The sequence below is a fragment of the Pseudogracilibacillus sp. SO10305 genome, assembly GCF_037072005.1.
GTDB classification, from domain to species: domain Bacteria; phylum Bacillota; class Bacilli; order Bacillales; family Amphibacillaceae; genus Pseudogracilibacillus; species Pseudogracilibacillus intestinigallinarum.
The window spans coordinates 72721-96198 of sequence record NZ_JAXHDE010000003.1; the positions used below are offsets into that span (position 1 = coordinate 72721).

The 23478-nt window shown below is 35.6% G+C and carries 23 protein-coding genes; 5 read left to right on the forward strand and 18 right to left on the reverse strand.

The genetic code is table 11. The annotated features are described in order from the left end of the window. Positions 1–27 precede the first annotated feature (27 nt). Together SPD45_RS04335 and SPD45_RS04340 are read right to left on the reverse strand one after the other, a co-directional pair. Positions 28–1044 carry a MoeB/ThiF family adenylyltransferase gene (locus SPD45_RS04335; RefSeq protein ID WP_336266480.1) on the reverse strand — a complete coding sequence of 339 codons (1017 nt, stop codon included), beginning with the start codon at positions 1042–1044 and terminating at the stop codon, positions 28–30. Between the two features lie 62 nt (positions 1045–1106). Continuing rightward, entirely contained in the window at positions 1107–1850 is a 744-nt protein-coding gene (locus SPD45_RS04340) for a MerR family transcriptional regulator (RefSeq protein ID WP_336266481.1), read from the reverse strand. A gap of 87 nt (positions 1851–1937) precedes the next feature. On the opposite strand from SPD45_RS04340, the gene SPD45_RS04345 reads away from it, so the two are divergent. Then, positions 1938–2639 (forward strand): CPBP family intramembrane glutamic endopeptidase, encoded by a 702-nt coding sequence (locus tag SPD45_RS04345; protein WP_336266482.1) that lies wholly within the window; start codon positions 1938–1940, stop codon positions 2637–2639. Positions 2640–2767: 128 nt separating this feature from the next. Here the strand turns inward: SPD45_RS04345 and SPD45_RS04350 are convergent, their stop codons facing one another. Next, the gene (locus SPD45_RS04350) at positions 2768–3394 is read right to left on the reverse strand and encodes a helix-turn-helix transcriptional regulator (protein ID WP_336266483.1); all 627 of its coding nucleotides are present in this window, start codon (positions 3392–3394) and stop codon (positions 2768–2770) included. Positions 3395–3599: 205 nt separating this feature from the next. On the opposite strand from SPD45_RS04350, the gene SPD45_RS04355 reads away from it, so the two are divergent. Continuing rightward, complete coding sequence (locus SPD45_RS04355) at positions 3600–4181, forward strand: CotY/CotZ family spore coat protein (protein WP_336266484.1); 582 nt, start codon at positions 3600–3602, stop codon at positions 4179–4181. A gap of 75 nt (positions 4182–4256) precedes the next feature. Continuing rightward, entirely contained in the window at positions 4257–4595 is a 339-nt protein-coding gene (locus tag SPD45_RS04360) for a thioredoxin family protein (protein ID WP_336266485.1), read from the forward strand. A 144-nt stretch (positions 4596–4739) separates the two neighbouring features. Here SPD45_RS04360 and SPD45_RS04365 read toward each other — a convergent pair whose 3' ends face one another. From SPD45_RS04365 to SPD45_RS04380, 4 genes are read right to left on the reverse strand one after another with little or no spacing between them, the layout of a single operon-like run. Then, entirely contained in the window at positions 4740–5957 is a 1218-nt protein-coding gene (locus SPD45_RS04365; protein WP_336266486.1) for a hypothetical protein, read from the reverse strand. Between the two features lie 12 nt (positions 5958–5969). Further along, positions 5970–6800, reverse strand: coding sequence for a hypothetical protein (locus SPD45_RS04370; protein WP_336266487.1), 831 nt, complete (start codon positions 6798–6800; stop codon positions 5970–5972). Then, positions 6797–7486, reverse strand: coding sequence for an ABC transporter ATP-binding protein (locus tag SPD45_RS04375; RefSeq protein ID WP_336266488.1), 690 nt, complete (start codon positions 7484–7486; stop codon positions 6797–6799). Before SPD45_RS04375 ends, SPD45_RS04370 begins: the two co-directional genes overlap by 4 nt. After that, positions 7479–7850 (reverse strand): GntR family transcriptional regulator, encoded by a 372-nt coding sequence (locus SPD45_RS04380; protein ID WP_336266620.1) that lies wholly within the window; start codon positions 7848–7850, stop codon positions 7479–7481. The genes SPD45_RS04375 and SPD45_RS04380 overlap by 8 nt, the downstream gene beginning before the upstream one ends. 219 nt (positions 7851–8069) lie before the next feature. Here SPD45_RS04380 and SPD45_RS04385 point away from each other — a divergent pair, with 219 nt between their 5' ends. Then, positions 8070–8831: an exodeoxyribonuclease III gene (locus SPD45_RS04385; protein ID WP_336266489.1), complete on the forward strand. Its 762-nt coding sequence runs from the start codon at positions 8070–8072 to the stop codon at positions 8829–8831. Between the two features lie 56 nt (positions 8832–8887). On the opposite strand, the gene SPD45_RS04390 is transcribed toward SPD45_RS04385, so the two are convergent. Beyond that, entirely contained in the window at positions 8888–10204 is a 1317-nt protein-coding gene (locus tag SPD45_RS04390; protein WP_336266490.1) for a uracil/xanthine transporter, read from the reverse strand. Between the two features lie 297 nt (positions 10205–10501). On the opposite strand from SPD45_RS04390, the gene SPD45_RS04395 reads away from it, so the two are divergent. Further along, positions 10502–12529, forward strand: a complete 2028-nt coding sequence (locus SPD45_RS04395) for an LTA synthase family protein (protein ID WP_336266491.1) — start codon at positions 10502–10504, stop codon at positions 12527–12529. A gap of 436 nt (positions 12530–12965) precedes the next feature. Here SPD45_RS04395 and ilvA read toward each other — a convergent pair whose 3' ends face one another. From ilvA to modA, 10 genes are all read right to left on the reverse strand, one after another. After that, the gene (ilvA, locus tag SPD45_RS04400; protein WP_336266492.1) at positions 12966–13937 is read right to left on the reverse strand and encodes a threonine ammonia-lyase; all 972 of its coding nucleotides are present in this window, start codon (positions 13935–13937) and stop codon (positions 12966–12968) included. A gap of 42 nt (positions 13938–13979) precedes the next feature. Next, a complete protein-coding gene (leuD, locus tag SPD45_RS04405) occupies positions 13980–14564 on the reverse strand; it encodes a 3-isopropylmalate dehydratase small subunit (RefSeq protein WP_336266493.1) in 585 nt (194 codons plus the stop codon). A 27-nt stretch (positions 14565–14591) separates the two neighbouring features. Further along, the gene (gene leuC / locus SPD45_RS04410) at positions 14592–15986 is read right to left on the reverse strand and encodes a 3-isopropylmalate dehydratase large subunit (RefSeq protein WP_336266494.1); all 1395 of its coding nucleotides are present in this window, start codon (positions 15984–15986) and stop codon (positions 14592–14594) included. 15 nt (positions 15987–16001) lie between these two features. Next, entirely contained in the window at positions 16002–17066 is a 1065-nt protein-coding gene (gene leuB / locus SPD45_RS04415; protein ID WP_336266495.1) for a 3-isopropylmalate dehydrogenase, read from the reverse strand. A gap of 200 nt (positions 17067–17266) precedes the next feature. Further along, complete coding sequence (ilvC, locus tag SPD45_RS04420) at positions 17267–18265, reverse strand: ketol-acid reductoisomerase (protein ID WP_336266496.1); 999 nt, start codon at positions 18263–18265, stop codon at positions 17267–17269. Between the two features lie 89 nt (positions 18266–18354). Then, positions 18355–18879, reverse strand: coding sequence for an acetolactate synthase small subunit (ilvN, locus tag SPD45_RS04425; protein WP_336266497.1), 525 nt, complete (start codon positions 18877–18879; stop codon positions 18355–18357). Continuing rightward, positions 18876–20609, reverse strand: coding sequence for a biosynthetic-type acetolactate synthase large subunit (gene ilvB, locus SPD45_RS04430; protein WP_442961986.1), 1734 nt, complete (start codon positions 20607–20609; stop codon positions 18876–18878). Before ilvB ends, ilvN begins: the two co-directional genes overlap by 4 nt. 714 nt (positions 20610–21323) lie before the next feature. Then, positions 21324–21950: a sulfate/molybdate ABC transporter ATP-binding protein gene (locus SPD45_RS04435; protein ID WP_336266499.1), complete on the reverse strand. Its 627-nt coding sequence runs from the start codon at positions 21948–21950 to the stop codon at positions 21324–21326. A gap of 10 nt (positions 21951–21960) precedes the next feature. After that, positions 21961–22644, reverse strand: coding sequence for a molybdate ABC transporter permease subunit (gene modB, locus SPD45_RS04440; protein ID WP_336266500.1), 684 nt, complete (start codon positions 22642–22644; stop codon positions 21961–21963). Positions 22645–22650: 6 nt separating this feature from the next. Further along, positions 22651–23409: a molybdate ABC transporter substrate-binding protein gene (modA, locus tag SPD45_RS04445; protein WP_336266501.1), complete on the reverse strand. Its 759-nt coding sequence runs from the start codon at positions 23407–23409 to the stop codon at positions 22651–22653. Positions 23410–23478 lie beyond the last annotated feature (69 nt).

The window sequence follows — 23478 nt, forward strand, 5'->3', positions numbered from 1 at the left end:
AAGCGTGTTTCTGAGGCGATTTATTTTTTAACTTAAATATCGATGATATAATGTTTTAGCGTAATCTGTATCATTCGTGCCATGAATAAGTGCACGCCCATCTTTAAAAAGGACGAGCCGTTCTTCTCCAATAGTACATGATAATAAAAATGGATTTAATTCTATTTTTTCTGACACCTTTTCTAAACTACTCGCAGTCCGTTGTAAATTTCTTTCTTGTAATGTAGGCGGTCTAATTTGAACAGCGTTACGACCACATAATACGGCTGATTTCGTCTGTTCATCAAATGTTAAAAATGGATAGGTTGCTCCTTCTCCACATGAAGGGCAATCATGCTTTTTCATTTTATCTACCTTCATTGAAACCATCTCATTTTGCCACACATCAAATGAAATAAATGTTCCTCTTAATGCCGCTTCATTTCCCGTTAAAATTTTTAATGCTTCTGTCGTTTGGTGTATGACAACTTGGCTTGCTGCCGGTTGAATAATTCCAGCTGTATCACACGTTGGACCACCAATCGGAATTTTCCCTAAAATACAATGCAAACAAGGTGTCTGCTGACGACGAATCGTATAGCTTACCCCATAACTTCCGACACACGAACCATAAATCCACGGAATATTATATTTCATTGCAATATCGTTCATCATCATGCGGATATCAAAATTATCTGTTGCGTCTAAGATAAGATCGACTCCATCTACGAGCCATTCAAGCTCTACAGGAGTAACATCTAAAATGTGAGCAACAATCTCTACCTCTGAATTAATTGCAGTTAAACGTCTTTCAGCCGCGATTACTTTTGGAAGGCGTTCTGTTGCATCCTGTTCTGTAAATAAATGTTGTCTTTGTAAATTACTCCATTCTACATAATCGCGATCGACAATTGTTACTTTACCAACCCCAGCACGCACTAAACTTTCCGAACTTAATGTCCCTAACGTCCCTACTCCGATAATAAGGACGTGCTTTTTTTGTAATGTTCTTTGGCCTTTTTCTCCAATTGGTGCAAATAATGTTTGCCTCGAATAACGGTCCATTTTCCTCACACTTTCCTTTATTTAGTTTCTTACATATCCCTTCTATATGACAAAATCAACGATCAATATAATTCCTCTTCCCTTTCCAAATGATCCATTGCACGCTCGACAAAAGACAATACTTCATCAGAGATTGGAAAGAGTCCTGTATCTTCTACAGGTAATTTTCTTATTTCCCAAAACTTATCCATCAAAGTTGTATTGCCTTGAAAATCGTCCTGTGCAAACGCCATTAATGTTGAGACGATTTGCAAAGCCTCTTCCGACTCTGGTGCTATGTCGCGCTTAATACACCACTCAATTCTATGTAAAAAGGACATATATGCTTGTGTTTGTTCGTTATGATTATTCAATTTCGGCATCGTCCGTTGCAGAAATTCCTGTTCATCCTTTTCAAAATAATCGAGCCATTTTTTATTATTATTTTCTTCCGCATGATATACGATCGTTGATATTTTTTCCCAAGATAATTGCTCATTCAAATCTAACATATGAATAAGCGATGTTGTATGAGATATACTCATTTCTAATTTAGCTTGTTGCTCTCGTAAATAATTATAATGTGACATGAGTATTTGTTTGTACGTAAGTTTTTCAAGTACTTCATGAATATCATCCAACGGTAAAGATAACTTTTTCAAAATAATGATTTTTTCTAATTTGATTAGATCTTCTTCCGCATAAAACCGCTTTCCATTCTCATCCCGAAAACTAGGTTTCAATAGCTTAATTTGGTCATAATATCGTAGCGTTCGAACAGAAATGCCCCTTTGTTTTGCAACTTCACCAGTAGTCCATAAATTCATTCTATCTCCCCTAATTTGTTCTTGCAGGTTACGTTACGTCATCTGTTATCTTAAAATTATAACATATTTAAGAAAGAAGGAAGATGTATGAAAAAGAAACCATTTCATTGGGAAGAGACGAATATATGGGGAATGAAAGAATTGACGATACTTTTACTCATAGAGTTTATTGTCGTCATTGGCTGTATAAAATTTGTCTTGTCTCCTCTATTGATGCACTTGTTTAAAAACGAATTATACGCTGGGGTATTTACAGGAGTATTAATGGCTTTCGTACTTATAGGAAGTACTTATATCATTGCTTTACGACCGAAAAGTCTTTCATGGATGGAACTAGGTGTCACACCTTTCAAGAAAAGAGCCTGGAAAATGATTCTTTTAAGCACTCTCACTGTCATAATTGGGGTTATTATAATAACTATTGTCACAAGTTTACTCGGTGGCACATGGGAAAATGAAAAAACAGATGCATTGGAACAACATATTTCCGTTTCTTCGTTTCTAATTGCATTCATTTCTGCCGCAATTATTTCGCCAATATATGAGGAGGTTTTTTATCGTGGATTTTTATTTCGATGGTTCCGTACTCGAACCAACTTTATAACCGCTTCATTATGTAGTTCCATTATTTTTTCCATTGCACATATTCCAACATATAATGTCGTTCCTGTTGCATGCTTTACTGGATTTGTTTTTGCCTATGTATATGAAAAAACAGATTCCATTTGGCCTTCCGTTTTCGTCCATAGTTTATCAAATGGAATCATGTTATTACTAACGATAAGTTAATTCATCATTCTTAGCTACCTGTAAACTATTATTATATGTTTCTATAACCTTTTTACAAGAAGGATGGCAAACATTGTATAAACCTACGATGTTTGCCATCTCACTTTACTCCTATCATTAAGAAGATATCATTCTTTTATTTCTCGTAAATAGTTGTAAATGGTATATCTTGATATGTTCATTTTTTCTGCAATCGTTGGAATTCCTTTATGAATCGAGAATGCACCTTTTTCATTTAAATATTTAATCATCTCTACACGGTCATTCTTTCTCATGAAAGCAACAGGTTTTCCGATATATTCAATCGCTTCAGAAAATAATTCTTCCAATTTATGCTCTAAATTTTCATCATTACTAACAGCAGCGATATCCATACTATCTCCAACATTAATTAATTCGGAAACGACGTTATGCACCATCAACATATTTGTATAATCATAATTAATACCTAATGCGAAGTGATACCCATCCCCTTTTGCATGAAATGTAGATCCTTTTATAAAATGATTGTTTTTCGCAATCCCTTTTTTATTTACTAAATCTACACCTTTATAAACTTCCGCTAATTCCTTTTTTCCTAAAATACTTAAACTATCCCCTACTTCCCTTTCGGTAACATGTCCATTTGTAATATATACGATGGAAGATGTTTCCTTTTCAATGTCATGAATAACTGTTTCGCAATTACTCCCAAACATCATGGCAATTCCATCTGCCACTCTCTTTAATAAATCTAATGTTTCTTCTCGACTCATGCTTGTCCACCACCTATGTGCCCCGTGTTGTCTAAATCTTCAATCAATTGATTAGAATTATTATACATAAAAATTTATAAACATTCAACAATATGTATAATTTTTACACATTTTACTCAAATTACTCTTTTGTAGACGATAAAACAACCTTAAATTCACACATTCCATAAGATAGTAGTGAAAATGATAGAAAGGAGTGTTGAGTATGAGTTGCCAAAATGAATTTCCTTGTTGGCAGGAAAGACCAAATACAAGACCTAGCACAAGTGGAGGTTGTGTGGAGGACACAGTTAGAAGAATTATCGATGCACAAAAGAAGGCGGCTTCAGATGATGCAGGCAGATGTATTACGAGTTGTGATCAATCCATTGAAGATCTACTTTCTCCTTCGCACACACATCGTCCTACTAGGTATACGACAATTCCATTTATGTTACAATGCAAAGACAACTGTAGCACGTTTGTAGCTTCTGGCTTTACTAGTAGAGATACTCGTGGTGACCGTGATCACCATTTCCGTTGTGTTAGTTCCCCTGTATTTAAAGTACGTGGCTTTGTACGTGGCAATGAACATTGCGTGCGCTTAGAACTACTTGAACCTATTTATGAACGAGGACAGGGGCCAGGAGGAGACGATGATGGTTGTTCCAAACATTCTATTTGTGGCACATTCGGAAACCGTCCGATTCGTAATTTCCGCTATACAGGCGTTTGTATTACAGTTGACTTACGCTGTTTCTGTGGTATTACTTGTTTAGACCCTATCACACCTGCACCAGTTCGATAATGTGAGCAGATAAACAGTCATTATGAAATAATCCTTGTATGATAGTAGTAACAAGTATAAAAAGGCGGTAGAAAAATGAGCACATTTGCAGCACTTCATACAATGGAGGAGATCGATTCATTCATTACAGAAAATGAACTTGCATTTATTTATATTACGATGCCGAACTGCAGTGTTTGCCACGGGTTGTTACCACAAATTGAAGCGATGTTTAAGCAATTTCCCAACATTGCAACTAGGCAAGTCGATGCAGCGGAAGTACAAGAAATTGCTGGACGGTTCGAAATATTTACTGCACCTGTTTTACTATTGTTCGTTGATGGAAAAGAATATCTTCGAGAAGCAAGGATTGTTCAAACAGCAAAACTCGAAGCACAAGTGAAGCGATTATACGAAAACTTTTATGAGAATTAATCGAAAAAGGACTACGACAAAAATCTGTGAACTACAAAAAAGGGAATTTCAGTACCACTCAATGTACTGAAATTCCCTTTTCATTGTATTTGTTCCCTTTGTCATTTCATAACGAATAAATGGTAGCTTTTGGCCCGCACCACTTTACTCCTTTATATACGCTTCATTAATATATATTTCTAGAAATTCATTCATCTGTTGACGATTTTCCACCGTTAATTCACCAACATATTTTTTATCTAACGTATTTGTATCCAAAACAGCTATTTTTGCTGTGTCATCATTATACATAAAGGTCGGAATGTAATATAGCTCCCCATTTATTACCTCTATATAACTACCTTGTGCATCATCATATGATAACCCTTCATCAAAAATAAGTTTTGATATCATCTCGCCATTTTCTACATTATATTTCATTAATGCAGCTTTACCATCTTTGTCTTGTAAGAAATAGAGATCCTTGGCATCTGCTTGTACGGGAACACCACCTTTTACTTCTTTCTCTACCTTTATTTCCTTTTTCTTTTGTGATGCAACATCTATATGCATGACTGTATTTAATTTCATACTACTTGAACCATCTTCTGAATAAATTTCATTTGAATCTACTAGATAGAGTGACCCTTTATCTTTATCTGCCACTAATATATTCGCATAGGCAAAACCTTGATCGTCCTCTAACGCATTAACCGTATGGATCGATGTCGTGTTTTCTAATTGTTCATTTTCCATATCAAATGTATAAATCACTACTTCTTCGGCATAATTCCCATATTCACTTGAAACAACAGCATCTTCTTTATAATTTACAGTCGTAACAAATATTTTGCCATCTTCATAATACACATTTCGTATATCTAAATACCAATAATCTAAAACATCTGGAATATCAACAGTAAGTTTTGTCACTTGTTCAGAAGCCCTATCTAATAAATGTACTTCAAATTTTTCTGGTGCCATTTCCCAATTCATACTAGAGAATCCAACATATGCAACAATCTCATCTGACTCAAAAAAATATGAATCATAATTATCCTTCCCACGCATAAAAGATGGATATTTTTTATTTAATCGTTCCATCTGTTCTGAAGAAAATCCATCTAATCGTTCTAACCAAGGTAGATCCGCTTCATAGGTCGTACCACTTTTGTCATATTTAAATGTCTCATCAAAAAAATAATTCCCTGTATTAATGGACCCGAAAATGGCTAATGATTCTACTAAACTTGCATCACCTTCTATATGATGAAATTTTATTTGTGGAAAGCTTGCAGTCATTTCCTTGCCTGAAATAAAGAAAACGGTATATATAACTACAATCATCACTGCTACACTAATTAATTTCATATACTTTTTCATGATATTGCCCCCTTATACCGTTACTTTCTTATTAATTAAATAACGACTTAATACGAGTGATAATATTAATACGATACTACTCGAAAGTAGGACGAGTAGGATAACTTCTTTTCCATAAAAATAATTATATCCGATAAAAGTGACACTCCATAATGGAGCTAGCATAATCAAACATGCGATACCAATATTTAAAAGAGCATACACATTCCCGATGATTCGATAACTTCTTTCGATTAAGATACTCGTAAAAAATACAACCGTTACAACAATACCGATAAACTGATAAAAGATAAATTCCGTAAAATCTGTCGGTAATAACATATAAGTAATGTCTAATTGATATACAACCGACATAAGATCAAGTTCAGAGCGATATATTTTCGGAATAATAAATGCAATAACTTTTGATTGAATAGCCATTAAAAATAACTGAAACGCCATTAACCCTAAACCCGTTATAAAAATAGTCGCTAATTTTGCATAAAAGACATTCATTCTCGATGTTGGTAATGTGAGCAGACGATAAACAAAAGTATTTTTCCCAATCCAATCACGGTACCAAATAAAAAATGTATAAAACAAAATGCTAATTAATCCAATGAATAATGGCCCTAAAAAATATAAATTATATGTCACATCCAATAAACCGAACGGTTCCATTTGTTCCGTAATCGCATTTTGTCCAGCACCTTGATTCACCAACTCGTTAATTTGCTTTTTATACAATAAAGATGAAACAATCGCTCCTCCAATTTGGAAAACGAACATACATACAAATATACCGATATATAATTTAAAAAAACGATTAAATTCAAAGTTAAATAGTTTTAAAAATGATTTCATGGACGATAAACCTCCCTCATCACATCAATAATGGACTTTCCTTCCTCTTCCCGGACTGTTTCGGCATTAAATTGCTCTACTACTATCCCATTATCTAATAAGACAACTTGATCAATTAAATGTTCAATATCTTGGATTTCATGTGTCGTAATAATAACCCCACGGTCTTCGATTAAATGGCTTGTAAAAACGTCTGCAATTTGTTCCCTACTAAAAATATCAATTCCCGAAAAAGGTTCATCCATTAATATATAATCCACATCTAAAGCTAACCCTAAAATCATATTTACCTTTGCTTTATTCCCTTTTGATAAATGCTGTATTTTTTCATCTTTAGTTAATTTAAAAAATTTCAGCAATTCTTTCGCACGCTTTTCATTCCAAGCAGTATAATAATCTTGCATAAAAAGAAATGCATCCTCTATGCGCATCGTAGATAACATTGTGATCGTATCTGGAATATAAGCAATCTTCTCATATGTTTTTTTCGTTAACTTCGCTCCATCGATTAAAATTTCCCCGCTTTTTATCGGCGTCAAATTCATGATGGCGTTTAAAATCGTCGTTTTTCCCGATCCATTAATTCCGACTAAACAAGTAATTTCACCTTTATTCGCTGTAAAACTAGCCCCGTTTAATACTTGTTTTTTTCCATACGACTTTTTTATATTTTTCACTTCAATCATCTTTTTCGCCCCCTTCATAATGTGTTTCTAACATAGGAATAACATCTTTTAATGGTATTTGTAATGTTTCGATAGTCGATACAAATGAAACGACTGCATCTTGTAGCAATGCATCTTTTGCTTCTTGAATGATTTTTTCATTCGTCGTCACTTTACTCGGTAAATTCCCCTCTGTATAGATCAATCCCAATTCCTCCATCTCTTTATATGCACGTTGCACCGTGTTCGGATTAATTTTCAATGTATTTGCTAACTCTCTTCTTGAAGGTATTTCCGTTCCAGGCTCTAATACGCCACTTGCAATTCTTTCTTTAAAATAACGAATCACTTGTATGTACACTGGTTCACGACTATTTAATTCCATACGCAATATACTCACCCCTTCTTCATACTGTATGAATCCCTTCATACAGCCAACATAAAAAATTAGTGTATGAACCGACTCATACACTTCGCCCAAGAAAATACGTGTACTATCCGATTAATACGCTATGTGTATTATAGAGGTAATACAGTATAGATGTCAATATTTATTTCTAACATGTTATAATATGCTCACATACTACTCATAAAGGAGATTACAATGAAGTTTATATCATGGAATGTCAACGGACTACGTGCCGCCGTTAGAAAAGGATTTATTGACTTTTTTGAAGAGATCGATGCAGACTTTTTTGCTGTACAAGAAATTAAATTACAAGCAGGACAAATAGATTTAGATTTTCAAGGTTATGAATCTTATTGGAATTATGCAGAACGTAAAGGATATGCTGGTGTTGCTATATTCACAAAGCATAGCCCCTTATCCGTACAATATGGGTTAAATGATGAAAATGAACAAAAAGAAGGTAGAATCATTACACTAGAATATGAAGACTATTACGTTGTCACTGTTTATACACCAAATTCACAACGTACATTAGCAAAATTAGATGTTCGCTTACAATGGGAAGATGAATTTTATACTCATCTATTAACATTAGACGAAAAGAAGCCTGTCATCCTATGTGGTGATTTAAATGTTGCACATCACCCGATTGATTTGCGCAATGATAAGGCAAATGAAGGAAATTCTGGTTTTACAATAGAAGAAAGAGAGAAGTTTTCTCGTTTATTAGATGCTGGTTTTATCGATACATTACGCTATTTCGAGCCTAAGACGGATGGGTTATATACGTGGTGGAGTTATATGAAAACTGTTCGAGAGCGAAATATTGGATGGAGAATTGATTATTTTTTAACATCTAGTAGATTAGAAGAAAAATTACTCGCCGCAACAACATATCCACATATTTTTGGGAGTGATCACTGCCCGATTGGATTAGAAATCATATTAGAAAACTAGTCTCACACTATCGTCAAAAAGCTTGTATGCCCATATTTAGAGCATACAAGCTTTTTTTAAGACTTTTCGTATGTTTTACCTACCCGATCCCAATCCATCATATTTTCTAATATTAAAGCAATAATAATTCCAACTAATAATCCATTACTCATAAACGGACGAATAAACGTTGGAATGGATTCAAAATAAGATGCTGGAAATGTCATAATAACGACTCCGGCAAATAGCGGAATTGCCGAACGGTACACATTCAATGTATTAAATGACATTCCTTTAAAGAAATCAATAGATGAATTAAACAATTGTAAATAAGCGACGAATAAGACCGCACTACCGATACTTAAAGGCAAGGTGGAGAAGAACGTTCCAATTGGCGGAATGACACCCATAAGGAAAAATAGAAAACTACCAATAATAAATGGTAACTTATCGTATATATTCGTCTGTTTTAAAAACCCGATGGAAGATACGAAAGGAGCATATGGTACGAGACCAAAAAAACCTGCACCGACCGTCGCAACTCCTGTTACTGTAAATGACTTACGATAATCTTCGTTCGTCGTCGTTTGTCGAAACATCTCATCTGTTCCTTTTAAAGCACCGAATGTATTCGACGTATTCAATAACCCAGCTAAAACAGCCGTTAAAATAACCCCTGTATCCCATGTCATTTTCCCAAAAGGAAACAATGGAATAGCGCTTACATTTTCTGACGTCGCAGCTGATGGAGAGCCGAAAAAAATGACATATAAAATCCAACCGATAATAATACCGATCAACAGCGCGTAACTTCGAACACTTGCTGGCGACTTAATACTGATGACGATAACAAGTAATGCGATGAATATGGCTAATCCCGCTACCGGTAAATTAATTGTCGCTGTTTCTGCAGCTTGACCGAACGGAATTCCGAGCATACCTTTTAAAAATATTTGTATGAGTGTAATACCTAACAAAAGCATAAACACACCCATCACACCCGGATTAAATAGTTTTGCTATGTAAGGTCCTATGCCTAGTAAACCTATTAAAATCGTAATGACCCCTGAAATGATAACTCCAATTGCAAGACTACCACCTAAAACATGTAATGGCATTCCTTGGGCAGAGGCGGTTGCAACAAGCGTTAAAAAGATTCCCCACCATAAACCAGATTGTCCATCTAAAATCGGACGTCCATGACCGAAAAAAACTTGCCCTAAACATGCGAGCCCAGTAATAATGAATGAAAACTGTAACAATGGAACGATTTCTGCTTGCGTCATCCCAAATGCTTCCCCCACTGTAATGGGAATGATCACGATGTTGGCAAAAATAAAAAAGAACCACTGTATGCCAGCAATCCAATTCTTTGTATCCTTTAATCCTTGCATATATACTCCCTCTCTCTTTTAACGAAGTAATGCCTTCCATTTTAACATAAAATGAACCATAACTTAAGTAAATATTCAGATTATTTGTAAACTGCTTATCTAGCATTTATAATAAATTGTAAATTAACTATCTAGTATAATAAATTTTACATAAATCGTTCTTTCATCCCTGTTCATTTTATGTAAATTCTGGCATAATATTAGTTTACAACTTGATTTTATAGAAAAATTGTAGTAATATTGTTATTTGCCCAAGGAATCACTATAAAAGAATTGTAAAATTTGAGGTGAAAAAGGATGAAGAATTTTATTTCTTCTAAAATGGGATTTTTTACAGTTGCAGCAGTATTGATCTGGATTAAATCATATGTTGTTTATTTAACAGAATTTAATTTAGACGTACAAAATACGTTGCAACATTTTCTGTTATTGATTAACCCAATAAGTTCGACATTAGTCTTTTTAGGAATTGCCTTATTTGCAAAAGGACGTAGGGTCGGTGGGTTTATCATTATCATTCATAGTTTTATGAGTTTACTATTGTATGCAAATGTCGTATTTTATCGATTTAACACTGATTTCATTACATTACCTGTATTAACACAAACTGGTAACTTCGGAAGTCTAGGTAGTAGTATCGCTAACTTAATGCAGTGGACAGACTTATTTTATGCGTTAGACATTATCATTTTGATCTTATTATTCAGATCAAGTCGTCAAATCTGGTCGAGCGAACGTATGAAATTGAAACGTCCTGCAATTATTATCGCTACTGGGCTTGTTGTATTCTCTATCAACTTAGCATTAGCAGAAGCAGATCGTCCACAGTTACTAAAAAGAACTTTCGATAGAAACTATATCGTTAAATATTTAGGTGCATATAACTTTACAATTTATGATGCCATCCAAAACGTAAAGTCTTCTACGGAACGTGTGTTAGCAGATAGTAATGATATTACAGAAGTACAAAATTATACAAACAATAAATATGCAGAACCAAACGAAGAATTATTCGGAATTGCAGAAGGTAAAAATGTAATTAAAATTCACTTAGAATCATTCCATTCGTTTTTAATCAATATGGAAGTGAACGGAGAGGAAGTAACACCTTTCATCAACTCATTAGTAAATGATGAAAAGGAAGACTATACGTATTTCGAAAACTTCTTCCACCAAACAGAGCAAGGTAAAACAGCAGATGCTGAATTAATTATGGATAACTCTTTATACGGCTTACCACAAGGTAGTGCTTTCGTTACGAAAGGTAAAAATACGTATCAAGCATTACCGGCTATTTTAGGGCAAGAGCAAGGGTATAAAAGCTCCGTACTACACGGGGATAGTAAATCTTTCTGGAACCGTGATGAAATTTATAAAGAGTTAGGTGTTGATTATTTCTTTGATGAAGCTTTTTACGATATGAGTGAAGAACAAGTTATCGGATATGGGCTAAAAGATAAGCCTTTCTTCAAAGAATCAATGCCTATTATCGAAGCGATGGAAGAACCATTTTATGCACACTTTATGACATTAACACATCACCATCCATATTTAATTGATGAAGAAGATGCAACAATTGATCCAACAGATACGAATGATGGTTCTGTTGATCGATACTTCCAAACAGCTCGTTATTTAGATGAATCATTAGAACAATTTGTAAATGATTTAAAAGAAGCTGGGTTATATGACGACTCCATTATTATGATATACGGAGACCATTATGGTATTTCCGAAAACCATACGAGAGCATTATCCGAAATTTTCGGTGAAGAAATGACACCATATAAATACGCAGAATTACAACGTGTACCATTCATATTAAAAGTTCCTGGGTTAGATGGAAAAGGTACCGTTTCTGAATATGCTGGTCAAGTAGATGCAATGCCTACTTTATTACATCTATTAGGAATCGATGCGAAAGACTATGTTTTATTTGGTACAGATTTATTCTCTGAAGAACATGATGATCTCGTTCCATTTAGAAATGGTGACTTCTTTACAGAAGATTATGCGATGGTAAAAGGAATATTTTACGATAACCATACTGGGGAAGAAATTGAACCGACAGAAGAACTGGAAGCATTGAAGGAAAAAGTAGAACATGAGTTAGCTATGTCCGACAAAGTGTTACAAGGGGATTTACTAAGGTTCTATTCACCAACAGACGATTGGAAACCGGTAGATACCAATGATTATTTCTATGATATTAACCAATTTACAGTACCAGATGAGCTCAAAGATAAATGGCTCGGTACAGATACAGAGGAAGATACAGACATAGAAACAACAGAAAACAAAAATTCCGATGAAGATGAAGAATAAGTCTGGTATAATATCCAGTGAAACAGAAAAAGGAGTTTCAGTAAATTAATTTTTACTGGAACTCCTTTAACTTTGGCCCTTTATTAAATCATGTTGATGACCCTATTCAATATTTAATTGTGTCGAACCAATAAGAATAGCGTGAATATGTCACTTCGGAAATATACTCCGCTTCCCGTGTGCGGCTGCTATGCTAAACTCAGGCTTTTCCTCACGTAGGAGTCGACGTTCATTTCCTACGTTTCATATGGCTGTTTACATGCTCGTTTTTGACAACTTTAATTCAAAAGAGAAATTCACTTGTTTTCTATTTATATGCATAAAAAGTGCCAGTGGATTTTTTTCCACCGACACCAAATATTTTGAGCCTTAAAAGCACCCCTTAAGTTAGATTTCATGCTATCTTAAAGGGTGCTTTCCAATCATTCGTATTTTATTATGCGATATGCTGATTTGCCAGTTGCTGGATGAGTGGAATCTTATCAATATCAAAGTTCCCACCACTTACAACAATTCCACAATGTCTCGACTTTATATAGTCTTTATGTGCGAATAATGCTGCTAAAGCTACTGCACCAGCACCTTCCATTAATGTTTTGTTTCTTTCTAACATATATAAAATCGCGCTTGCAATTTCTTCTTCTGTCACTGTTACAATATCATCCACATATTGATGAATAAGCGGAGAAGTGAGTTCACCTGGTTGTTTAACGGCAATTCCTTCTGCTATTGTATCAGCACGATAAGGTGAGTTTGGTGTCGTTTGATGGAAGTCATGGTACATTGGACAGATCATTTCAGACTGTACACCGACAATGCGAATGTTTTTATTCACATGTTTCGCTGCAACAGCCATACCGCTAATAAGTCCACCACCACCGATAGGGACGATAAACGTATCAATTCGATCTTCCTGCCTTAACGCTTCCATCGCAATTGTTCCTTGACCGGCCATAATGTCATAATCATCAAATGGATGTACATATGTCGCCCCCGTCTCTTTTTGACGGATCATGGATGCTTCATATGCTTCTTGGAAAGAACTTCCGACTAAAACTACTTCCGCACCATAATTTTGTGTTGCTTCCACTTTACTATGCGGTGTTTTTTCTGGCATAAAAATAGTAGCTTTTACTCCTAATTTTCTTGATGCATATGCAACTCCTTGTGCATGGTTTCCAGCAGACGCTGTAATTACCCCTTTATCAAGTTGTTCATTCGTTAATTGCATCAATTTAAATGTAGCACCTCTAAATTTAAATGCACCTGTCTTCTGTTGGTTTTCCATTTTAAAATACACTTTTTTCCCGACAATCTGATTCGTCGTCTCTGATGTGATCAATGGCGTCGAATGTACAATCGGCTTCAAACGCTCTAACGCTTTATAAATTTTTTCTCCCGTTAACAAATCCCCAATGGTTACACACTCCCTAGTTCCACTTACTTTATTTTATAGTCTAGTCTTTTCATATGCAGAAATTTTATCCTCAAGTTGCAAAGTTAAAGCAATTTCATCCCAACCGTTCAATAAATTTTGACGGTGGTATTCTGGTAAATCAAATGCAAATTCATTTCCATCTTGATCTGTTATTGCCTTCTTCTCAAGATTCACAGACAATTTTAATGTACCTTCTTCTGCTTCTTTTAACCATTTATTAATTTGCTCTTCTTCTACTTTAATTGGAACGAGTCCATTTTTAAATGAGTTATTGTAAAAAATATCTGCAAAACTCGGAGCAAGGATAATTCTAAAGCCATAATCCAGTAATGACCATGGAGCATGCTCTCTAGATGACCCACACCCGAAGTTTTCTCCTGTCACCAAAATAGATGCATCATCATATTTTGCATCATTTAAATTAAAATCCGGTCGTTTATTACCATCATCATCAAATCGCCAATGGTAAAATAGAAACTGTCCAAAGCCTGTTCTTTCAATTCTTTTTAAAAATTGTTTCGGAATAATTTGGTCAGTATCGACATTCGTACGATTTAATGGATAAACGAGACCGTGATGTTCTTTTATAGGTTCCATTGTACAACATCCTTTCCTTCCCGTAAATTATTGATACGTGCGAACATCGACAAATTTACCTTCAATCGCAGCTGCAGCTGCCATTTCTGGACTTACTAAATGTGTTCTAGCACCATTTCCTTGTCTACCTTCAAAGTTACGGTTTGATGTAGATGCACAACGTCCTCCAGAAGGAACAATATCTTCGTTCATTCCTAAACACATACTACATCCTGCATCACGCCATTCAAATCCAGCTTCCCTAAATACTTTATCGATGCCTTTTTCTTCTGCTTCCATTTTTACTAAAAATGACCCTGGTACAACAATTGCTTTCACACCGTCTTTTACTCGTTTGCCAGCAACAATTTGGGCTGCCTTTTCTAAATCTGATAAACGCGAATTCGTACATGAACCAATAAACACGTGATCAATTTCAATGGATGTCATCGGTTGGTTTTCTTCTAAGCCCATATATTCCAGCGCTAATCGTACTTCTTCTTTATTTGGCGCAGTATCAATGGTTGGAGTTGCACCACTTACAGGTACACCCATTCCAGGGTTTGTTCCCCATGTTACTTGTGGTTCTACTTCCTCTGCATTGATTGTTAATGTTTTATCATATGTTGCACCTTCATCTGTCGCTAGTGCTAACCATTCATTTGCCACTTCATCAAACGCTTCCCCTTTTGGAACGTGACGACGACCTCGTAAAAATTCGATTGTTTTTTCATCTGGACTAATTAATCCTGCTCTTGCTCCGGCTTCGATCGACATATTACAAATCGTCATACGCTCTTCCATAGAAAGATTACGAATGGCTTCTCCTGTATATTCTACAATATAACCAGTTCCCATTTTCACGCCGTATTTTGCGATAATTGCTAAAATTAAGTCTTTAGCAGTTACACCTGGACCAAGATTGCCTTCCACTTTTAGGTTAAGTGTTTTTGGCTTATTTTGCCATAATGTTTGTGTCACAAAAACATGTTCTACTTCACTCGTTCCAATACCGAATGCAATAGCTCCAAACGCTCCATGTGTCGATGTATGACTATCTCCACATACAATAGTTTTTCCTGGTTGTGTTAATCCTAATTGTGGTCCAATGACGTGTACAATTCCTTGATCAGGGTGATGCATATCTGCTAGTTCAATTCCGAACTCTTCACAGTTTTTTGCTAAAGTATCAATTTGTAATTTTGCAATTGGGTCGCTAATTTCATCACGATTTAATGTCGGTACGTTATGATCCATCGTCGCAAATGTTAAATCTGGTCGACGAACCTTTCTATTCGTTAAACGTAATCCTTCAAATGCTTGAGGAGACGTTACTTCGTGAATAAGATGTAAATCAATATATACTAAATCTGGTTTTCCTTCTTCTTCATGGACGATCTTTTGTTCCCAAACTTTTTCTATAATTGTTTTAGGCTTCGCCATAAGAACACCTCCACCTTATGATAAATGACGAATAACCGCTTCTGTCATTTCTTTCGTTCCAACAACTTTTCCACCTTCGATTTGTAAATCTTTCGTGTGGTATCCTTCCTCTAATGCTTTTTCTACAGCAGTTTCGATATCTGTCGCTTCTTTATCCATATCAAATGAATAACGCAATAACATCGCTGCAGATAAAATGGTTCCAAGTGGATTTACGATACCTTCACCTGCAATATCGGGAGCAGAACCGTGTACAGGCTCATATAACCCAATTGTTTCTGATAAACTAGCAGAAGGTAACATCCCAATAGATCCAGTTAGAACTGACCCTTCATCACTTAAAATGTCTCCAAACATATTTTCTGTCACGATGACATCAAAATATGTCGGTTCTGTAATTAGGCGCATTGCCGCAGAGTCTACTAACATATGTTCCACATGAACATCTGGATAATCTTTCTTTTTCTCCTCTACTATCTCTCTCCAAAGACGGCTAGATTCTAAGACGTTTGCTTTATCTACTGAAACAAGATGTTTTTTCCTTAATTGCGCACTTTCGAATCCTTTTTCTACGATTCTTTCAATTTCATCACGACGGTAAAGCAATGTATCGACCGCAACTGTTCCATTTTCTCTTCGTTCACGTGGCGTACCGAAGTATAATCCACCTGTTAGTTCACGAACAATATAAATATCACTACCATTAATAACCTCTTCTTTTAATGGTGACGCATGTAACAAAGGGTCAAATCCTTTTATTGGTCGTATATTCGCAAATAAATTTAATGCTTTACGAATTTTTAATAAACCTTGTTCAGGTCGTACATCAGGTGGCAAGTTATCCCATTTAGGACCACCAATCGCACCTAATAAAATAGCATCCGATTGTAAACATACATTGACTGTTTCTTCTGTTAATGGTTCTCCATATTTATCATATGATGTTCCACCGATATCATGTTGTTCAAATTCAAATGTATGGCCGTGTTTTTCAGCAATTTTTTCTAACACTTTTACTGCTTCACTTGTTACCTCATGTCCAACCCCATCTCCTGGGAGTACAACTATTTTCTTCACCATTTGATTCAATCCTTCCTACACGATTCATGTTCATTTCCCTAGTAAAGATCATTTATTTATCATCATGTAATGTATGTCACATTAGACGAAACGCTTCTTGCGGAGAATATCGAAGTATCATTCGATGAAGGGTACTTCTAGTAGAGTAGAAGCAAAGAGGAAGGATATTATATCCTACCTCTTTCTCCCATCGATTACGCCTATTTTAATGGATTTTTAACAAATGGCATTAAGTCACGTAATTCTCTTCCAACCTTTTCAATTGGGTGGTTGTTTTCTGCATTATTAATTGCATTAAACATCGGGCGGTTTGCTTGGTTTTCTAAAATCCAACCTTTTGCAAATGCACCACTTTGTACGTCATCAAGCACTTCTTTCATACGTGCTTTTGTTTCTTCGTTAATCACGCGTGGTCCAGATACGAAATCACCCCACTGTGCTGTATCTGAAATAGAATAACGCATGTTTTCTAATCCACCTTCGTACAGTAAATCAACGATTAATTTAAGCTCATGTAAACATTCGAAGTAAGCAACTTCAGGCTGGTATCCTGCTTCTGTTAATGTTTCAAAACCTGCTTTAATTAATGCAGTCGCTCCACCACATAATACTGCTTGCTCTCCGAATAAATCTGTTTCTGTTTCTTCTTGGAATGATGTTTCGATAACACCTGCACGTGCGCCACCTACTCCTACTGAATAAGCTAATGCAACCTCACGTGCTTTTCCTGTAAAGTCTTGGTACACACCATATAGTGCTGGAACCCCTGCACCTTCTTCAAATGTACGACGAACTAAATGTCCAGGTCCTTTTGGTGCTACTAAAAATACGTCTACATTTGCTGGAGGTACAACTTGTCCATAATGAACGTTAAATCCATGTGCAAATGCTAATGCTGCACCTTCTTTTAAGTTATCTTTAATTTCATTTTCATACACAGATGCTTGTAACTCATCTGGTAATAAAATCATGACAACATCTGCTGCTTTTGTCGCTTCTGCAACATTTTTCACAGTAAAGCCGTCTTCCTCCGCTTTTTGTTGTGACTTTCCTGGTCTAATTCCAATCACAACATCAAAACCACTATCTCGTAAGTTTAACGCGTGTGCGTGACCTTGTGAACCATATCCAATTACTGCAACCGTCTTCCCTTGTAATACCTCTTTGTTAATATCTTTCTCGTATAAAACTTTTGACATGACTTCTATCTCCTTTTTCATATAATAATCATCATTTTTTATGTAAAATTATTTTGGCGATTTTTAAGCCGTCGCCAAAATAATTTTCGCTATACTGTAAACTGGTTAATTTCAGCAATATGAGCTGGCTGTGGTTGGTGTCCACGCAAAAATGCTGTCACACCTGTTTTAGATAACTCTTTAATACCATAAGGTTTCAATAATGCAATTAATGCATCAATTTTTTCCGGTTTTCCTGTCACTTGAATCGTAATACTATCTTTACTAATATCAATGACCGTTGCACGGAAAGGTGTAATCAATCCTTGGATTTCATTACTTAATTGCGGAGAACTTGCCACTTTAATAAGTGCTAATTCTCGAGCAACGATCGATTTATCTGTTATATCCGAAACTTTAATAACATCAATTTGCTTATTTAATTGTTTTGTTAACTGTTCTGCTTTTTGATCGTCACTTACTTCTACGACTAATGTCATTTTTGAAATACCTGGTGTTTCGGTTTCTCCAACAGAAATACTTGAAATATTAAACTGTCTACGTTGCAACATGCCTGTTACACGGTTTAGTACTCCACTTCTATTTTGAACCGTAGCTGTTATAATACGTTTCATTTCGTCACCCCTATCATTTCTTGAATTCCTTTTCCAGGAGCAATCATTGGATAAACTTTTTCCTTCTGAATGATTCTGAAGTCAGCTACAACTGGTCCGTCATATTCAAACATTTCTTTTAATGCGGCTTCAACATCTTCTTCTTTTTCAACTTTCATTCCTTTTAATCCATAACTTTCCGCTAACTTAACGAAATCTGGATTTATATCTAGTAATGATTCTGAATATCTTTCATCATAAAATGTTTCTTGCCATTGGCGAACCATTCCTAATGCTGAGTTATTCATGATTATTACTTTTACTGGTAAGTTCCATTGCTTTAATAGTAATAATTCCTGTAAATTCATTTGGAATCCTGCATCTCCGTTAATGGAAACGACTAATTCATTTGGTCGACCAAACTGTGCACCGATGGCTGCAGGAAATCCGAATCCCATCGATCCTAATCCACCTGATGATGCCCAATTATGTGGTTTATCTAATGTATAATATTGAGCTGCCCACATTTGATGTTGCCCAACGTCCGTCGTAACAATCGCCTCTCCATTTGTTGCTTTATGGATTTTCTGTAATAAACTTTGTGGCGAGATTGCTTCATCAGATAAATCATGCCATAATGGATAATCTTTTTTGTTTTGTGCGATTTTTTCCATCCAAGCTTCATGGTTCGGTTGTTTAATATCTTTCTTTAATAAAGCTTCTAAAGCTAATTTCGCATCTGCTACAACTGGAATTTCCGTTGGAATGTTTTTCCCGATTTCAGCTGGATCAATGTCAATATGTGCTACTTTTGCCGTCGGAGCAAAATGTTGTAAATTCCCTGTTAAACGGTCATCAAAACGTGCACCGATATTGATGAGTAAATCACTTTCATATACAGCCATATTTGCTGTATATGAACCGTGCATTCCTGCCATTCCTAATGATAGATCATTTGATCCCGGGAAACTCCCCAAGCCTAATAATGTATTTACAACCGGTAAACGGTATTTTTCTGCAAACTGTTTTAATTCTTTTGCAGCATCCGCAAATAATACACCTGCACCAGCTAATAAAACTGGACGCTTCGCCTTTTCAATTGCATCAGCTACTTTGACGATTTGTAGAGGATTCGGCTTTGTTGTTGGTTGATATCCAGGTAAATAGAAATCTGTGTTAAACTCTCCGCTCGGCAATGCTTCGGAAATGTTTTTCGGAATATCAATAACAACTGGGCCCGGTCTTCCTGTTGTCGCAATATGAAATGCTTCTTTTACAACACGTGGTAAATCTGTCACATCGTCCACTTGATAATTATACTTCGTAATCGGCGTCGTAATCCCTAACACATCTGACTCTTGGAATGCGTCTGTTCCAATAACATGGTTTGCTACTTGTCCTGTAAATATAACTAAAGGCAATGAATCCATCATCGCATCAGTAATACCTGTAATTAAATTGGTAGCCCCTGGACCTGATGTCGCAATTACAACTCCTGGTTTTCCTGTTACACGAGCATATCCTTCCGCAGCAAAAATTGCCCCCTGCTCATGTCTTGTTAAAATATGTTTGAACGATGCATTTGCACGATAAAGTGCGTCATAAATTGGTAATACAGCACCACCCGGATACCCGAAAACTGTGTCCACTTCCGCCTCAACTAATAACTCCATCAATAAATCTGCACCTGTTCTCACTTCATTTGTTGTCTTTGAAGGTAGTGTTTGTTTTGGCTTTGCCTCTGCTTTCAATGTCATTTCCTCCTTAAAAATATCTTCCTTAAAACAAAGTCTATATTGAAACAATCGTCATACATTTTTTCCTTTTTCTCCCTCATCCTCCACTTCAAAATAAAAAACTCTTTTCTCCACAAATCTCCTAAAAGATTATGGGGAGAAAAGAGTATCTTTTCACGGTACCACCCAAAAATTCATAGCATTCCTCACGAAAGCCATCTTACAGACTTTTTTAAAAAGTCTATTGTTGGTAACAGGTATATATCATATACCTGGCTATGCCTAATAAATATAATCGTTCAGCATAACACTCAAGGATGATGTCGGAATAAGTAGTGTTTCTAGGCTTCCAGCAACCCTAGATCTCTGGGAACACGATGGGCTTAATCCTTTTTTCCTGTCATCGATTTATTTGTATGAATTATCTTACAATTGTTAATAATATAACTTATTTCGTTATACGTTATTATAAATTAACTAACATAAATATTCAAACATTTCGAAATTGCTATAAGAAATAATATACCCCTATAAATTATCCTCAAAGACAAATATCTGAATTAACAGAAAATTTACTTTGAAGAAAAAAACATCGTAAATGAATGAATATTAAAATCATACAATGTTTTCAATCTTTCGTCAATATGTTTGTTGCCTTTTTCACAATTTTTATACATTTATCCGAAAAACATCATGATTTACTTTGCATATCCTTTTGCTAAACGACGATTATGTCGGTTCTTCTACAAAGGTTGTGTCTTCTAAACGATATACACGATTGGCAATTTTTTTAACTTCGTGTGGATTATGTGTCACGAATATAACGGGAATTTTCCACTGTTCGTGTAAAGTACGCAATTGTGTATAACTCGTCTCTTTCGTTCGTTCATCTAATGCAGAGAATGGTTCATCTAATAAAAGAATTTGTGGCTCCATTGCATAGGCACGTAATAATGCCGTACGCTGTTTTTCCCCGCCCGAGATTTCACGTGGGTATTTATCTAATAAATGTTCCATATGCAATGCACGAATCCATTCTTGTGTTCTGTTTTCATTTTGCATACTATATGCTATGTTTTCCCAAACTGTTTTATGCGGAAATAAAGCATAATCCTGAAATACGTAGCCAACTTTTCTTTGTTGCGTCGGAATAGACGATTTACCATCTTGTGTAAAAATTTGATCTCGAAATTTTATATACCCATTATCTGGAGTCACAATTCCGGCAATCATATTTAAAAAAGTTGTTTTTCCAGTACCAGATGGACCGATAACAGCAATGATTTCATTGCCAATAGTACATGTAATTTGTAATGTTTTGTGAGGCAATCTTTTCTCCACGTCAATTGTAAGCATACATTTTCTCCTATTGTTTATGTTTCATCATATGTTTCCTACTCCACCAGTTCAACCAATAAATCGCAATAAAACCAATAATGACAATCGTCGCTACCCAAAACTTCGCAACGTCCATCTCTCCTGACTCGACCGCAAAATAAATAGCAATCGGAATGGTATCCGTTACATTCGGTATGTACCCAGCAATCATCAATGTCGCACCAAATTCACCTAACGCTCGTGCAAATGCTAATACAACTCCAGAAAGCAAACCCGGCCACGCTAGTGGAAAGGAAATCGTCCAAAATACATTCCAACGTGATTTTCCTAATGTATATGCAACATATTCTAAATTACGATCATACTGTTGAAAGGCTGCAACGGCACTTTGATACATAAGCGGAAAGGAAACGACGATGGCAGCAAGCAACACACCATACCAAGTAAAAACAATTTGTACATCGAACTGTGCAATGAGCCACTTCCCGATAAAGCCATTTTTCCCAAATAAATATAACAAACCAAATCCAACGACTGTTGGCGGCAATACTAAAGGTAGCATAATGATTGCTTCTAAGACACTTTTTCCGAAGAAGTCCTTTTTTGCCACTAAATAAGCGATCATCATCCCGATGATAAATACGAAAACCGTCGAGATAAGTGCTGTTTTTAATGATAACCAGAATGGGAATAAATTTATTTGTTCCAACATGTCTTTTTATATCCCTTCAAATCCGTAAGCTTTTTTTATTTCATTTGCCTCTTTATCTAATAACCATTGTATAAATTGCTCTATCGCTTCTTTATTTTCTACAGTCGTCGTCATACCGATCGGATAAACAACTTCATCATGCAATGCTCCATCTATTTCTTCGATGATTTCCACATCATCTGATAATAGGGCGTCTGTTTTATATACAACCCCAACATCTACATTCCCAGTTTCTACGTACGTTAATGCTTGTCGCACATCATTCGTATAGACAAATTTGTCTTGCAAGTCATCCCATAATTCGACCCCTTTGAAAAATTGCTGTGCATACGTACCTGCTGGAACAGTTTCCGGATGCCCGATTGCAATTTGCTCAACGGAGTCATCTTCTAATGTTTGAACATCTTCATATGCAATAGTAGCTTCGTTTCCTTGAATAAGAACTAAGGAGTTATATAAAAAAGGTGTGACTGTTTCTTTTTCAATAAGCTCTCCCTCTTGTAAATGGGTCATCCATTTTTCATCGGCCGAAATAAAAACATCCGCATGTGCACCTTGCTCAATTTGTTTGGCTAATTTTCCAGAACTGCTAAATTGTAATTGTATGTCAACATTGTTCGCTTCCTCGTAAAGCTGTTTCATTTCCTCTAATGGTTCTTTTAAGCTTGCTGCAGCTAATACGGTAATAGTTTTTTGCTCTTCCTGTTGACAACTTGTTAAGACAAATATACTAAAAATAACGACTAAACAAATGACTCGCTTCATATTTACCCCTCTTAACTCTTTTCTTTTGATTATAACTTTAGAAAATTCCACTGTAAATAAAAATATGCC

What these genes read in the sequence shown, in the direction of transcription:
- SPD45_RS04335 (WP_336266480.1), bottom strand. Translation starts at nt 1,044, where the DNA reads ATGGACCGTTATTCGAGGCAAACATTATTTGCACCAATTGGAGAAAAA.
- SPD45_RS04340 (WP_336266481.1), bottom strand. Translation starts at nt 1,850, where the DNA reads ATGAATTTATGGACTACTGGTGAAGTTGCAAAACAAAGGGGCATTTCT.
- SPD45_RS04360 (WP_336266485.1), top strand. Translation starts at nt 4,257, where the DNA reads ATGAGCACATTTGCAGCACTTCATACAATGGAGGAGATCGATTCATTC.
- ilvC (WP_336266496.1), bottom strand. Translation starts at nt 18,265, where the DNA reads ATGTCAAAAGTTTTATACGAGAAAGATATTAACAAAGAGGTATTACAA.
- SPD45_RS04355 (WP_336266484.1), top strand. Translation starts at nt 3,600, where the DNA reads ATGAGTTGCCAAAATGAATTTCCTTGTTGGCAGGAAAGACCAAATACA.
- SPD45_RS04370 (WP_336266487.1), bottom strand. Translation starts at nt 6,800, where the DNA reads ATGAAATCATTTTTAAAACTATTTAACTTTGAATTTAATCGTTTTTTT.
- SPD45_RS04375 (WP_336266488.1), bottom strand. Translation starts at nt 7,486, where the DNA reads ATGATTGAAGTGAAAAATATAAAAAAGTCGTATGGAAAAAAACAAGTA.
- leuD (WP_336266493.1), bottom strand. Translation starts at nt 14,564, where the DNA reads ATGGAACCTATAAAAGAACATCACGGTCTCGTTTATCCATTAAATCGT.
- modA (WP_336266501.1), bottom strand. Translation starts at nt 23,409, where the DNA reads ATGAAGCGAGTCATTTGTTTAGTCGTTATTTTTAGTATATTTGTCTTA.
- SPD45_RS04380 (WP_336266620.1), bottom strand. Translation starts at nt 7,850, where the DNA reads ATGGAATTAAATAGTCGTGAACCAGTGTACATACAAGTGATTCGTTAT.
- SPD45_RS04385 (WP_336266489.1), top strand. Translation starts at nt 8,070, where the DNA reads ATGAAGTTTATATCATGGAATGTCAACGGACTACGTGCCGCCGTTAGA.
- leuB (WP_336266495.1), bottom strand. Translation starts at nt 17,066, where the DNA reads ATGGTGAAGAAAATAGTTGTACTCCCAGGAGATGGGGTTGGACATGAG.
- SPD45_RS04395 (WP_336266491.1), top strand. Translation starts at nt 10,502, where the DNA reads ATGAAGAATTTTATTTCTTCTAAAATGGGATTTTTTACAGTTGCAGCA.
- leuC (WP_336266494.1), bottom strand. Translation starts at nt 15,986, where the DNA reads ATGGCGAAGCCTAAAACAATTATAGAAAAAGTTTGGGAACAAAAGATC.
- SPD45_RS04350 (WP_336266483.1), bottom strand. Translation starts at nt 3,394, where the DNA reads ATGAGTCGAGAAGAAACATTAGATTTATTAAAGAGAGTGGCAGATGGA.
- SPD45_RS04345 (WP_336266482.1), top strand. Translation starts at nt 1,938, where the DNA reads ATGAAAAAGAAACCATTTCATTGGGAAGAGACGAATATATGGGGAATG.
- ilvN (WP_336266497.1), bottom strand. Translation starts at nt 18,879, where the DNA reads ATGAAACGTATTATAACAGCTACGGTTCAAAATAGAAGTGGAGTACTA.
- SPD45_RS04435 (WP_336266499.1), bottom strand. Translation starts at nt 21,950, where the DNA reads ATGCTTACAATTGACGTGGAGAAAAGATTGCCTCACAAAACATTACAA.
- SPD45_RS04365 (WP_336266486.1), bottom strand. Translation starts at nt 5,957, where the DNA reads ATGAAAAAGTATATGAAATTAATTAGTGTAGCAGTGATGATTGTAGTT.
- SPD45_RS04390 (WP_336266490.1), bottom strand. Translation starts at nt 10,204, where the DNA reads ATGCAAGGATTAAAGGATACAAAGAATTGGATTGCTGGCATACAGTGG.
- modB (WP_336266500.1), bottom strand. Translation starts at nt 22,644, where the DNA reads ATGTTGGAACAAATAAATTTATTCCCATTCTGGTTATCATTAAAAACA.